This window comes from Flavobacterium ginsenosidimutans (genome assembly GCF_003254625.1).
In the GTDB taxonomy this organism is placed as follows: Bacteria; Bacteroidota; Bacteroidia; order Flavobacteriales; family Flavobacteriaceae; genus Flavobacterium; species Flavobacterium ginsenosidimutans.
In genome coordinates this window covers 1-16,002 of the sequence record NZ_QJRJ01000071.1, presented here as the reverse complement: position 1 = coordinate 16,002, position 16,002 = coordinate 1, and the positions used below count along the sequence as shown (strand labels likewise).

The window sequence follows — 16,002 nt, the reverse complement described above, 5'->3', positions numbered from 1 at the left end:
ATATTTTAGTCTAAAATCGCAGCGATTCCAGGCAAAATTCTTCCTTCTAACATTTCAAGCATAGCCCCGCCTCCTGTAGAAACGTAACTCATTTTATCTTCAAATCCGAACTGTTTTACTGCTGCAACAGAATCTCCACCTCCAACTAATGAAAATGCTCCGTTTTCTGTAGCTTCTGCGATATAATCTCCTAATGCAATTGTTCCTTTAGAGAAAGTTTCCATTTCGAAAACTCCTAATGGACCATTCCAAAGAATCGTTTTAGAACCTAAAATTACTTTTTTGAAGTTCTCTAAAGATTTTGGACCTGCATCTAAACCTTGCCATCCGTCAGGAATTTCAGTTACGTCTACAACCTTAGTATTTGCACTGTTTGAGAAATCGTCTGCAGCAATAACATCAACAGGAATATGAACCTGAACTCCTTTTTCTTTTGCTAATCTTAAGATTTCAAGAGCTAAATCTAATTTGTCATCTTCGCAGATAGACTCACCAATTTTTCCGCCTTGAGCTTTAATGAAAGTAAATGTCATTCCTCCACCAATAATCATGTGATCTACTTTATCTAAGATATTTTCGATAACCGTAATTTTAGAAGAAACTTTAGAACCTCCAAGAACAGCAGTTACAGGTTTTTCACTGTTTTTAAGAACTTTATTTAAACTGTCAATTTCTTTTGCCAATAATGTTCCAAAAGTTTTATCGTTTGGAAAAAATTGTGCAATAATAGTAGTCGATGCGTGTGCTCTGTGAGCTGTACCAAATGCATCATTTACATAAATATCTCCAAGAGAAGCTAATTCTTTAGCGAAAGCTACATCTCCAGCTTCTTCTTCAGAATGAAAACGTAAATTTTCTAATAAAAGAACTTCGCCTGGTTTTAAATCTTTTGCTGCAGTTTGAGCTGGTTCTCCAACACAGTTTTCAGCAAATTTTACTTTAACTCCTAAAATTTCAGAAGCTGTTTTTAAGATATGTTTTAGAGAGTATTTCTCTTCTGCTCCTTTTGGTCTTCCAAGATGTGACATTAAAATCACACTTCCGCCTTGTGCTAAAATAGTATCAATTGTTGGCTTTGCTGCTTCAATACGTGTAGTATCAGTTACATTAAAATTCTCATCCAATGGCACGTTGAAGTCAACACGGATAATTGCTTTTTTATTTTTAAAATCGAAATCATTTAAAGTTTTCATCTGCTAATTTTTTTAATTTTTTGAAAGAATAACAAATATAGGACTTTTACCGTACTCTAAATTTCAAAAAAGCAAAAATAATCCATTAATAAAAACGAAAACGTTGTAAATTATGAAAATAAACAAATTAATTCTTAAAAATGATAAAATTACTTGTTTAATCGTGAACAGGACCTTGTGTACAAGGACAGTTACTGATAGATTGTAAGAAATCGAATCCGATTGTGATTGAATGCGTTCCTGAGTTATAGCCGCTAAGACCGTTAAACATCAACTGGTATGAATATGCAAAATAGAATTTTGATTTCATAAAACCAGCCATTGGTCCCATCGCCAAAGGCTTCGGGAATTGGTCATTTAAGAAACGGTAAGAAACTCCAATCCAATAATAGTCTTCGTAACGATTGTAACGTCTGTACTTGAAGTTGAAATCGGTAGTAGAACGTTGGTCACTCGCAAAATATTGAAGGAAAACCGATGGTTCGTATTCTATACGTCTATTTTCTCCATCTTTAAAAGTGAATCCAGTATATAACTGAAAGTTAGAAAGTAAATCTGGTTCGTTTGTTCTTTCTGAAGTCAAATTTTTCTTTAAAACGTTATTCGCATTAAAACTCACGTAGAAGCCTTTATTACGATATAAAGCACTAAGGTCAAAGTTGTTGTTTGATGTACGACGATCATCTGTTACCCCTCCATCTGTACCAGTAAAATTACCAGTTTCTAAACGGAAAGTATTTATGTTGTACGAAATACCAAATGAAAGATACTGTTGTGAATAATAATCTAAGATAAGGTGATGTGCAAACGATACCTTAGCTCCCGTCTGTTTTGTATTACCGTTACTATCATTATACAATGAAATACCTACTCCCGAACGATCTAAAACTCGAAAATCTGCATACACTGATTGGTTATCTGGTGCATCTTTAATTCCGACCCACTGTGTTAAACCGTTGGCTCTAATACGGAGGTTGTCTCCAATACCGGCATACGCAGGGGAAATAATGAAAGGGTTATCAGCTAAATACTGGGTAAACACTGGTAGGTTTAACTCTTGGCTGTAACTTGTTGTTACAGCCATGAGTACTAAGGATAAAATAAACTTTTTCATTGTATTAAATTTTTTAGATAACATCATTGGGGCTATAATTTTGTTATCTGTATAATGTGAAATGTCCAACAAACTCTCTAGGATCTTTCGGATCATTTAGTTTAAGAACGTACCAGTAATCACCTGTTGGCAATTCGTCTCCATGGTATCTACCGTCCCATTTTTCACCTACATGGTATTTCGCTACTACTCTACCATATCTGTCATAAATATCGAACGTTAGTTCTTTGTATGCTAATGCACCACAATCTGGACCAATTGTATCATTTTGTCCGTCACCATTTGGTGTAAAGAAGTTTGGCAAGCAGAAGTCATAGAATATTCCATTAACATCGATTGTTGCCTCACAACCATTTTTGTCTCTCACGATCACTTTATAAATACCTGTTTTGTAGATTCTATAAGTGTTAGATGAAGAGAATGATTCACCATTGAAACTATACTCGTAAGGAGCAACACCACCAGAAGCTTTCACTACGATCATGTTGATGTCTTTACTTTGATTAGTTACATCAATTAAACTTACTGGGTCAACTGCGTTCACATCAAAAATTGCAGTTGGCACTTCACATCCGTTAGTATGTCTTGCTACAATGAAGTGGCTTCCTGGAGCAACATTTGTAAAGACATTACTTGGTTGGAATGTTCCATTATTGTCAAGTGAGTAATCAACATCAGCTGGATTTGTAATTGAAGCATCAATTGTTACTACTACCATATTAGCTTGAGCATTGTTCACACAGTCATAAGTTACTTCAGCCGTTGGGTTTAGAATTACTGCACTTGGCATGTTTTCTACAAACTGAACTGTACATCCTTCTGCATCTTTCACATAAACTGTATGTGTTCCACCAGCAAGATTTGTGAAATCAAATATTGTCTGAGTTGCTCCACCTACTGTAAATGGTCCATTTTCATTATCTAAACTTACGCTGTATGGTAATGTACCACCTTTAACTTCAATACTGAATGCACCGTCTTTGTCTCCGTCACAAACTTCAGGAATCATAGAGTTTGGAACTTCAGTTATAATAACTGGATTAGGCTGTGTAATTTCAATATCTGCTCTTACATAACATCCATTTTCATCTTGAGCAATTACGATATAAGTTCCTGGAGCAAGTCTATCGTATGTTGATTTAGAATCAAACTGATTTAAGTCTGGTGAAATCGCATACTTGATAACTCCTGTTCCTCCTGTTGCTGTAATAACAATTTTACCATTGTTTTCACCGAAACATGAAACATTCGTTGCATCGAAACTAGCTTGTAAAGCAACTGGCGGTTCATTGATTGTAATTGTTGCTGACGCATCGTTACAATCTCCACTTACTACTTTTACAACGTAATCTCCAATTACTAAGTTATCGAATGTACCGCTTGCTTGTGGACCTTGAACGATAACACCTGCTGTATTTTCTAAAGTGTAAACATAGTTTCCTAATCCACCTTTAGCTTCAGCTACAATAACTCCTGTTGCTTCTCCTGTACATTTTACAACTGCATTTGTAACATCCACATCAATATCAAGTGGCTCTAATGCGTCGATCGCGATTTCATTTGAAACAATTCCAACACATCCAGCAGCATCTTTCACATAGTAGCTGTATTTACCAACAGCAACTGGGAAAGTAACTGATGAAGCGAATGAACCTATTGTTGTTGCAAAATTAGCATCTGTACTATAAGTATATGGAGCTGTTCCACCTACTGCGCTTAATGTTAATGTTGCTTGAGTTAAACAAGTTTGTGAAGTTGCTTCAACTAAACTTGGAACTACCTCTGTTGGTTCACTGATTACAATATTTGTTGATGTTGCTGAACAACTGAATCCGTCTGTAACTGTTATACTATATGTTCCAGCTCCTAATCCTGTGAAAATTGGACTAGTTTGTGGTCCAGAAGAAATTACTGGATTAGCTGATTCAATATTTAAAGTATACATGTAGTTACTTCCTTGTCCGCCTGTTGGAGGATCTACAGTAATTACAGCAGATTTATCTCCGTAACAAGTTAACATTGTTGCACTTGCTGTTGCATTAATCACAATTGGAGCAGGAACAACTAATACTTCTGTTGCTGTATCAATACATCCTACATTATCTCTAACATTGATTGTATAAGTTCCTGCAGATAATCCAGGGAATACAGATTGTTGAGAGTAATCTACTAAGATTGTTCCGTTCAATACCAATTGATATTCGTATTTATTATCCCAACCACCTGCAGCAGATGCTGAGATTTCACCGTCACTATTACCTGCAGCACAAGTAATATCTGATTTAGTAGTTGTCAATTCTAACTCTACTGCTGGCTGCTCTATTGTAAACAGAGTAGTTACAGTACAGAATGGATTGTTAACCAATGTTGCAGTAACTGTGTACTGACCTGCAGTTAAATTAGAAATTCTAAGTGGACCTGCATTTGTTGTTGTTCCATTACTTGGAACTGGACCAGTAATTACATAGTTGAATGCACCTGCATCATTTGTTGGGTTCAATTGATTATCAACAAAAGTTAAATCAACGCTTCCGTTAGCAGCACCGTAACAAATTTGTCCGTTTACTGTTACTGCTTTAATATCGAAAGTATTAGGATTATTAACATAATGTACTGATTGAATTGAACAACCTGTCGCTGGGTTATTAACTGTAATTAGATACTCTCCTATTGTTAATCCTGTGAATACACCACTTGTATTTGTTTGAGTGAATGTATTTCCATTTGTACCTGTAACTGTATAGTTAAGAAGTACTGGAGTACCACCTGTTGATGTAACAGTAACTGTGATATCTTCGTTAGAAGTACAAGTTACAGCTGTATCTACATTTACATTTACAGCGTCTAAACTAATAAATGGAGTAATAACTGATGTTGCAGCAGTAGTTCCCATACATCCATTGTCATCGTAAACGTTTACAGTATAGCTTCCTCCTAAGAAATCAGCTTCAGTATATACGTTTTCAGCACCTTTTTGAACTACTACACCGTTTTTCAAGAACTCGTAGATTACAAAGTTTCCTGAACCACCTGTTACTGTAGCTACAGTAATCGTAGCATAAGCTGATGTATTTGTTCCAGTTGCGCAACCGTATTGTGCAATAATTGGAGCTGCTACTGTAATTACTGGGTTTTCGATAATTCTGATATCTTCAGAATCTTCACAACCTCTTCCAGATGTTACAGTCACTGTATAATCTCCCGCTTGAAGGTTTTCGAATACATTAAGTGTTTGAGCTGGTCTGTTTACCGCAACACCTAAAGCAGTCGTACCTGTTAATGTATAAGTGTAAACTGGATTATCATTTACACCTGCACTGCTTGGATCTAAAGTAGCAGTGATTGACGCATCTGATCCACCTTTACAAGAAACATTAGTTCCTTGTAATGCAAGTCCTGTTATCACTGTTGCTGGAGCAATTTCAACTGTTACTTGGAATGCACATCCTGTAACAACGTCTCTTACTCTTACAATGTGTGTACCTGGAGCAACATTATTGAATACTGCTGGTGTAGTATTTACAGAAACACCACCATCTAAAGTATATCTATAATTTGCTGTTGCAGAACCACCTGAAGCAGTTGCTGTAATCCTACCATTATTTAATGTACAGCTTGGAAGCGCATTTACAACAGTATTAAGTTGTAATGCTGGTGAAATAGTCACAGCTGCTGTCGCAGTTGCTGTACACGCATTCGCATCTCTTACAGTAATATCGTAAGTTCCTGCTTTATTTACTGTAAATGTTGGGCTAGATTGGAATCCGCTTCCGATGCTATACTCATAAGGTGCAACACCTGAACCAACGCTAACAGTAAATGTATATTCACCTGCTGCTGTTGGACATTGGCTTGTCACGTTAGCAGTAATTGCACTTGGCAATGGATCCATCACAATTGTAATTGGAATAAATGTTTCACAATTATTAGAATCGATAACATAAGCTCTCCAAGCTGTATTTACTGCTGGATCTAATATCACATTATTGTTATTAGAATAATCAGCAGCTGTTGGAGTTCCAGTTCCTGCGATAAATGCATATCTGTAATTTGGAGTTCCACCTGCAGCAGTTACGCTTACTTTTGCACCTGAATTACAATTTGCATGAACATTTACTGTTTCAGTTAATGCTAATACTGATGGTTGACCAACAGTTACTGAAGCACTAGCTTTACAGTTTGTTACTTGATCTGTAACTTCAATTGTATAATTACCGATTGGTAAATTAGTTAAAGTTACAACTTTTCCTACTTGTGTAATAGTTCCAGTAGTTGGACCACCGATTAATGCAGCAGTATATGTTGTACCAAAATTATTCACGTCAAATTTCACAGAACCATTTGCACCGCCATTACAGCTAACATCATTAACTAATTGACCAGCAATTGTAATGTTAACTAATGGTTTAACAGTGTAATATTCTTGGTCTTTACATCCGTTAGCATCTGTTACTTGGAATAAGTATGTACCTGCATCAAGTAATGTAAACACACCACTAGCAGCTCCCGAAGTATTTGTTATTGCACTTGCTGGAGAAAGAATCTCGAAATGCAATGGACCAACTCCGTTTGTAACATTTACAGTTACTGTACTAGTTGTATTAGCTGTCGGAGCACAATAAATATCGGTTCCGTTAATTGTACTAATTGTTGGAGGATTCAATGCAGGGATAGTTACACTAACTGGTACTGCAATGATACAGTTGTTAGCATCTTTTACGTAAGCTGTAACTGTTCCTGAGTTATAAGTAGTGAACGTATTTGTTGCACTGTAATTTGCTCCTCCGTTGAAGCTATATTGGTAAGGAGCTGTTCCTGTTCCTGTAGTTACATTTACTGTAACAACTGCTGGTTGAGTAGCATTTCCTGTTCCACATGTTAAGCTTTGTGTCAATACCGCTGTCGCTGCAAGAGCCAATGGCTGAGTAATCGTAGCTGTTACAATTACTGACGTACATTGTTTCGCATCGCGAACCTCAATGTTATAAGTTCCTGCTGTTAAGCCTGTAAAGATATTTGAACTTTGGTAAGTACCTCCGTTAATTCTGTATTGGTATGGTAAAATACCATTAGCAGCTGTAACGATAATGCTTCCATTGTTTCCTCCAATACAGCTCACATTTGTTTGTGTGAATGTTGCTGATGGAGTTGTTGTTGGTGTAACTATTACTGGAATAGATACTGCCTGACATCCTTGACTGTCTGTTACTCTGAAAGTGTAAGTTCCAGCTGCAGTTGCAGTGTAAGGTGATGTTGCAGGGAAATATCCTCCTCCGTTATAATCAACCTCGAAACCAGCGTAAGTTAAAGTTCCTTGAGTTGCCAATAATGTAATCGTAGCTGATCCTGCACAAGTTAAATCTTGTGTTAAAATAGCTTGTAATAACAATTCTTGACGTAAAGTGTAAGGAGACTCAACAATACATCCGTTTGCGTCTTTAATATAGAATTTATAGTTACCTGGCGCATTCAATACAAAGTTAGGACTAGATTGGTATCCGTTACCAATACTATAAGTAAAAGGCGTAACACCTGTTCCTGTAATAGTAATTGGAACTGGAGCTCCTGCGTAGCAATACAATCCAGCTGATGAATTGATTGTTGGACGCGGATCAGTATCAATTGTGATATCCAATTTAGCAACACATCCGTTAGCATCAATTACATAAGCATCCCACTGAGTATTTGTATTTGGATCTAGTACTGCATTTGAAGCAGTATCGTAATCTAATGGATTTGGTGTAACTCCATCCTCAACAAATTGGTATTTGTAATTTGGAGTTCCGCCTGCAGCAGCAACTGAAACTTTCGCTCCAAAATTACAGTTTGCATTTACGTTTGTTACTGGATTAAGAACTAATGCTGTTGGTTGCGTAACTGTTATAGAAGCAGTTGCTATACATCCCGTTGTATTGTCTACTACTCTTACTGTATAAGTTCCAGGAACAAGACCTGTAACATCAACAGTATTTCCTGTTTGAACAAGTGTACCTGTACCTGCTGTTAATGCAGCTGTGTAGCTTGTTCCATAATTAGCAACTGTGAATTTCACAGCACCGTTTGATTCTCCGTTACAAACAACATTGCTTACTAATTGTCCTGCAATTGTAATGTTTGTCACTGGAAGTACTGTATATGATTCTTTATAAGTACAACCGTTTGCATCTGTTACTTGGAACAAGTAAGTATCTGGCGCTAAACCTGCAAACACATTAGAATTTTGTTTAGCCACAGCAACTGGAGAAAGAATCTCATATTGAAGTCCTCCAATTCCATTTGTTACACTATTAATAGTCACAGTACTTGTTGTTCTAGCAATAGGTGAACAATAAACTGGTGTACCAGTAATGTCCATATCTGTTGGAGGGTTCAATGCAGGTACAATTACATCAACTGGCACCGCAATGATACAGTTGTTAGCATCTTTTACGTATGCTGTAACTGTTCCTGAGTTGTAAGTAGTGAATGTATTTGTTCCACTGTAGTTTGTTCCTCCATTGAAGCTATATTGGTAAGGAGATGTTCCTGTTCCTGCAGTCACATTTACTGTAACAATTGCTGGTTGAGTAGCATTTCCTGTTCCGCATGTTAAGCTTTGTGTCAATACACCTGTAGCTGCAAGAGCTGTTGGTTGAGTAATCGTAGCTGTTACAATTACTGACGTACATTGTTTAGCGTCACGAATCTCAATATTATAAGTTCCAGCTATTAAGCCTGTAAATATGTTTGAGCTTTGGTAAGTACCTCCGTTAATTCTGTATTGGTATGGTAAAATACCATCTGCAGCAGTAACGATAATGCTTCCATCATTTCCTCCAATACAGCTCACATTTGTTTGTGTGAATGTTGCCGTTGGAGTTGTTGTTGGTGTAACTACTACTGGAATAGATACTGCCTGACATCCTTGACTGTCTGTTACTCTGAAAGTGTAAGTTCCAGCTGCAATTGCAGTGTAAGGTGACGTTACAGGATTATATCCTCCACCGTTATAGTCAACTTCATATCCTCCTGTGTAAGAATTTGTTCCTTGAGTTGCTAAGAATGTAATCGTAGCTGATCCTGCACAAGTTAAATCTTGTGTTAAAGTAGCTTGTAATAACAACTCTTGGTTTAATGTATACGGAGCTTCAACGATACATCCGTTTGCGTCTTTAACATAGAATTTATAGTTGCCTGGCGCATTCAATACAAAGTTAGGGCTAGACTGGTATCCGTTACCAATACTATACATTAGAGGTGCAACACCCGATCCTGAAATAGTGATTGGAACTGGCCCGCCTGAGTAGCAATAAACTGATGCTGTCAAATCAATAGCTGGAAGTGGATCAGTATCAATTGTGATATCCAATTTAGTTTCACATCCGTTAGCATCAATTACATAAGCATCCCACTGAGTATTTACTGTTGGATCTAATACTGCATTTGAAGCAGTACCGTAATCTGCTGGATCTGGTGTAACTCCATCCTCAACAAATTGGTATTTGTAATTTGGAGTTCCGCCTGCAGCAGCAACTGAAACTTTTGCACCAAAATTACAGTTTGCATTTATGTTAGTTACTGGATTAAGAACTAACGCTGTTGGTTGAGCAACTGTTACAGAAGCAAATGCCGTACATCCTGTAGTATTATCTGTAACTGTTACTGTATAAGTTCCAGGAACAAGACCTGTAACATCAACAGTATTTCCTGTCTGAACAAGTGTACCTGTACCTGCTGTTAAGGCAGCTGTATAGCTTGTTCCGTAATTAGCAACTGTGAATTTCACAGCACCGTTTGATTCTCCGTTACAAACCACATTGCTTACTAATTGTCCAGCAATTGTAATGTTTGTTACTGGATCAACAGTATATGATTTTTGATCTTTACATCCGTTTGCGTCTGTTACTTCAAATAAATAAGTAGCAGGAGCTAACATCGTGAATATACCTGAAGCTGCACCAGAAACATTTGAAGTTGCACTTGCAGGAGATAAGATCGTGTACGTTAATGAACCAACTCCATTTGTAGCGGTAACAGTAACTGTACTTGTTGTATTAGCAGCAGGTGCACAATAAACTGGCGTACCTGTGATAGTTGTTATTGTAGGTGGATTTAATGCCGGAACATCAACTCCGTCTACTAAAGTATAGATACATCCTTTAGCATCTTTTACTAAAACATCAAATGTTGTACCTACGTAAGTTTCAAATGTATTTGAACTTGTATAAGTCGTTCCATTATCAAAACTGTATAAGTATGGAGAAGTTCCGTCCACACCTGTAACAGTTACAACCGCTTTACTTGGCACATTTCCTGTATTACAAACTAATGCTGTTGTAATCGTAGAACTAGCAGATAAAGCTGTTGGTTGAGTTATTGTAATTGCTGCACTTGGGAAAATACAAGATTTAGCATCTCTAACAGTAATAATGTATGAAGTACCCGCAGATAATCCAGTAAATACATTTGATGTTTGGAATGTTCCTCCATTTAATTGGTATTGGTAAGGACCAACTCCTGAAGTTACATTTACAGTAATTGTTCCGTCTGTACCTAAATTACAGCTTACATGTGTCTGAGCAGTTGTAAACACAGTATTTGGAAGAGGGTCTAATGTAAATGTTGCAGTAGCTTGACAAGCTGTTGGCAATTTATCATCGCTTACTCTGAAAATATAATTTCCTAATACACTTGTTGTAAGCACATTTGATGTCATAGTAATATAACTTCCTCCACCATTTGTAGAATACTCATAAGTATAATTTGTATTGTAGCCTCCTGTAGCAGTTAAAGTAATTTGTGCAGCTGGACTCGCTGTACAATCCAATTCTTTTGTTAATTCCACACTTAACTGTAACTGTGGTTTAACTTCGTAAGTAGTGGTTGCAGTACAGCCATTACCATCTTTAATAACTAAAGTATAAGTACCTGGAGCATTATACGTAAAGTCAGGGCTTGTTTGGAAAGTGCTTCCATTTACACTGTAAGTAGCAGCTCCACCAATAGTAAGATCTACATTTCCACCAACAGTTATTATAAATGGATTACCATCGTAACAAATTTCTGCTGGAGCAGTAATCGTTGGGTCTGTATATTTATCCAATGTAACTGCAGCAGACTTAATACAACCATAAGCATCTTTTGCATAGGCAACATAGTTTCCAGCATTTCTGTTAAATGTATTAGCAGAAGCCCATCCAGCAGTTAATGCTGTAGGTGCAGGATCTGTATCTAATAATAATAAATAAGTGTATGGGCCTGTACCGTCTTTAGCTACAGCTGTAATAATTCCTGAATTCGCATTACAGTTTGCCTTTTTAGAAACTGAAGCTGTAACTGACAATTCAACTGGAGACTCTTCAATGTTAAAGTTTGCAGAAGAAATTCCACATCCTACATTACTTCCAGAAGTTTCACTTACCAATACATAGTAACTTCCAACAGGTAGTGGTGTAGCAGCAGCTAAATTAATAACTGCAGATCCTCCAGCTGCTATTGTTCTTGTACCTGTATTTCCAGTTGAAACATTTGTAAATGCATTAATAATATCATAAGAAATATCTACTGATGTTGCATAAGTGTTTCTAACTGTAAAACTTACGTTCCCATCATTTGCACCTGTACACGTAATGTTTCTAGGAACAAAAGTATCAAGTACTAAAGTTGAACTAGTTGGAATTGGTCCGTTAGATGATTGGAAATAATAACAACGAGTATCTTCATCATAAACAATGAATGAATATGTTTTTCCAGGAGTAAGTCCTGTAAAAGTAGTTGTTTTACTGTTCGCTGGAATTTCTCCCTGCCATCCACCAACACCATCAGCAGTCCAAACTTGACCAGGACCATTATAGATGTTAAAATGGAATGGACCATTTCCTGCGAAAGCAGATAAAATACGAACTGTTGCTTGACCACCCGCACAATTTGCAGTTACATCAACTTGAATATCAAGTTCATTAACTGGAGCAGCAATCAATACATTTGAAATTTGTGCTGTACATCCATTTTGATCTACAACTCTAATTTGGTATAATCCAAAATCAACTACTTCAAAAACAGCACTTCCTCCTGATTGTCCTGTAATTGATTTATTATAATTGTTGATTCCTGTTACATAATAATCATAAAGAGGTGTTCCTCCCACTACTGAATTAATAGTAATTGTTCCTTGAGTAATTCCAGAACCATTACATCTTAAAGGTGTTGTTGCGTAATCAATTACAATAGGATCAGGTTGGGTGATTGTTATTGGGAATGTATCAGTACATCCTTTTGCATCAGTAATTGTAATTACATAATCACCAGCTGCTAATCCAGAAGTTTGTTGTCCGTAATCAACGCCTGTAGTTGTATTTAAAACAGTATATACAAATGGAGCTTGTCCTTTTGAATTGTCAATAGCAATAGAAATTGCTCCCGAATTATCTCCATTACAGCTAATAACCTGAGTTTGTGTTACACCAGTAATATCTGGAAATACTGGAGCTGTTATAACAACGGTAGCAGTTGCTGGACAACCATTTCCATCAGTAACAGTAAATGTGTAAGTTCCTGCTGTATTTGTTGTAAATACATTTCCTGCGAAAGTTCCTGTATTTGGAGAACTAGTGTAAGTATATGTTCCATTTCCTCCACCAGCAGTTAGAGTAACTTGAGCTGCAGTTGGTGCGCTACAAGTTATATCTTTATTCAACACTGCTGAAAGTGTCAATTTAGTATCAACGATAACGACATTACTATTTGCAGTACATCCGTTACCATCTTTAATTCTTACTGTGTAATTTCCAGGTGTAGTAATTACAAAAGTATTACCTGCCTGATAAGATGCACCGTTATTTATGCTATAAGATAAAGGCGCAACAAGACCTGCTCCTGGTGTAGCAGTAATAGTGTAGCTACCTACACCAAAACACTGACCTGTAGCAGAAGCTGTAACTGTAGGAACAGCATCTCTTGCAATTGTAACATCTAATTTGAATGTACAATTATTTGCATCAATAATATAAACATCCCAGTTTAAGTTAACCGCTGGATCTAAGTTTGCTTTATTATTATTTGAATATGTTCCAACTGCAGCACCGTCTTGTACAAATGAATATCTGTAAACTGGTGTTCCTCCAGTTGCAGTAACTGTAACTTCAGAAGTACCAACAAAACAGTTAGCATTTACAGTAGCGTATGTTGCTGCTAAAGCCGCTGCTGGCTCGTTGATTGTAATTGAAGCCGGAGCTGTACAACCTGTAACTTCATCAGTTACTACGATTGCATAAGTACCAGCAGTTAAGTTTGATAATGTAACTGTAGCAGTATTAACAGCTGTTACAGGTGTTCCACCATTAACTGTATAAGAATAAGTAGAACCAAAACCAGCAACATTTAATCTGATAGATCCTGTGTTACCACCATTACATAATACATCGCTTAATTTATTAGCTGTAAGAGTAATTGGTGTTACTGGCTTAACAGTATATGATTCTGTATAATAACATCCGTTTGCGTCTGTAACTTTAAACATGTAAGTTCCAGGAGCAAGATTTGCGAAAGCATTTGATGTTTGTTTTGCAATAATTACTGGAGACGGAGCAATTGTTTCATATTCTAATCCACCTACTCCGTTTACAGCTGTTAAAGTAACAGTTGTTGTAGTTGCAGTACATGTTACTGCTGGAGAAGCAAAAGTTAAATCTGTTGGAGGATTTAATTTTAATAAAGTTCCAGAACCTGTTACAGGACATCCTTTTGCATCTCTAACTGCGTATGTAAATGCTTGATCCGTTCCGTTGTCATTTAATGTTAATACATTATTTGAGCTATAACCACTTCCGTTGAAGCTGTATTGATATGGTGCAGTACCAGTTCCTGCAGTTACATTGATCGTAACTGTTCCTGCCACTTTTCCGTTTGAAGTGTTACAAGAGAATGGCACTGTAGCAATTGTAGCTACTAAAGTAGCTGGCTGAGTAATAGTCACAGCCACTGAACCTGTACATCCTTTGCTATCTTTAACATAGAATGTATAAGAACCAGCTGCTAATCCTGCAAATGTTGGACTAGCTGTGAAACCTGTTGTAGCATTGTTGCTATAAGTAAATCCGCCAGATCCGCCAGCACCTGTTAAAGTAACTGATCCATCTGAAGCTCCATTACAGCTAGCGTTTGTTTGAACCGCTGTAACAGTTGGATTTGTAATTGGATCAACTGTAACTACAGCTGTTTTTTGACATCCGTTAGCATCTGTAATTACAAATGTATAAGTATCTGCATTAGCAGGAGTAACTGAATAAGTAAATGTAGGGCCTGAAATTGGAGCGCTTGCTGCACTTGGAGTACCAGATCCTTTTTTCGTTGTATAAGTATATGGTGCTCTACCTCCTGTAATTGTAACTGTAATAGTTGCATTTGGAGTAGAAGTACAATCTAATTCTTTACTAACTGTACCAGCTGCTGTTAATTGAGGATAAACTGTTGTTGCTGTTGTAGCAGCTACGATACAGTTGTTTTTATCTTTCACATAAACTGTGTAAGTTCCTGCAGCAACTGTAAATGTATTACTTGCTTGGAAAGCACCAGTTGGGCCGTTAATTCCATAAGATAATGGAGCAAGACCAGTCGCTGTTGCTGTAATAGTAAATGTACTTCCTGAACCTGCACATTGGTTGTTTACTGTTACGTTAGTAATTGCTGGCAATGCATCTACAACTACTGTAACAGAAGTTTTAGTTGTACAACCATTTGCATCTTTTACATAAACATCCCAACCTAAATTAGCTCCAGAATTTGTATCAACTGTCAATACATTACTATTTACATATGCAGATGTTGGAACAGTTGATGGGCTTTGCGCGTAAGCGTAAGTATAATTTGGTGTACCACCTGCGGCAGTAACCGTGATTTGCGCATTATCATTATTACAATTTACATTTGTAGAAACTGCTGTTGCAGATAAAGCTACAGCTGGCTCATCAATAGTGATGCTTGCTGTGTTTGTACAACCTGTTGCAGTATCTGTTACTTGAACTGTATATGTTCCTGTAGCAACATTAGATAATGTCAGTGTGTTTCCTGATTTTGTAAGCGTACCTGATCCTAATGTTCCTGCTGTTAAAGTGAATGTATAAGCACCCACTGTAGCATTTCCAGATACTGTATAAGTACCAGATCCTGTAGCGCCTCCTTTACAAAGAGCGTCGCTTGTTTTATTTCCAACAACTGTAATAGGTGTTACTGGACTTACAACATAAGGCTCTGTATAATAACATCCGTTTGCATCTGTTACTCTGAAAGTGTAAGATCCAGGAGCAAGATTTGCGAAAGCATTTGATGATTGTTTTACAATAATTGCAGTAGACGGAGCAATTGTTTCATATTGTAATGTACCAACTCCGTTTACAGCTGTTAAAGTAACAGTTGTTGTAGTTGCAGTACATGTTACTGCTGGAGAAGCAAAAGTTAAATCTGTTGGAGGATTTAATTTTAATAAAGTTCCAGAACCTGTTACAGGACATCCTTTTGCATCTCTAACTGCGTATGTAAATGCTTGATCAGCTCCGTTGTCATTTAATGTTAATACATTATTTGAACTATAACCGCTTCCATTGAAACTGTATTCATATGGTGCAGTACCTGTTCCTGCAGTAACATTAATTGTAACTGTTCCTGCCACTTTTCCGTTTGAAGTGTTACAAGAGAATGGCACTGTAGCAATTGTAGCCG

At 37.0% G+C, this 16,002-nt stretch carries 3 protein-coding genes; all 3 read right to left on the bottom strand.

The window, feature by feature from the left end:
* Positions 1–5: 5 nt before the first annotated feature.
* Positions 6–1,193, bottom strand: a complete 1,188-nt coding sequence (locus DM444_RS05605; RefSeq protein ID WP_111284820.1) for a phosphoglycerate kinase — start codon at positions 1,191–1,193, stop codon at positions 6–8.
* A 157-nt stretch (positions 1,194–1,350) separates the two neighbouring features.
* Positions 1,351–2,307: a PorP/SprF family type IX secretion system membrane protein gene (locus DM444_RS05600; protein ID WP_263523707.1), complete on the bottom strand. Its 957-nt coding sequence runs from the start codon at positions 2,305–2,307 to the stop codon at positions 1,351–1,353.
* A gap of 43 nt (positions 2,308–2,350) precedes the next feature.
* On the bottom strand, positions 2,351–15,985 hold the full coding sequence (locus DM444_RS05595) for a T9SS type B sorting domain-containing protein (RefSeq protein WP_204251664.1): 13,635 nt from the start codon (positions 15,983–15,985) through the stop codon (positions 2,351–2,353).
* Between the last annotated feature and the right edge of the window lie 17 nt (positions 15,986–16,002).

What these genes read in the sequence shown, in the direction of transcription:
- DM444_RS05605 (WP_111284820.1), bottom strand. Translation starts at nt 1,193, where the DNA reads ATGAAAACTTTAAATGATTTCGATTTTAAAAATAAAAAAGCAATTATC.
- DM444_RS05600 (WP_263523707.1), bottom strand. Translation starts at nt 2,307, where the DNA reads ATGAAAAAGTTTATTTTATCCTTAGTACTCATGGCTGTAACAACAAGT.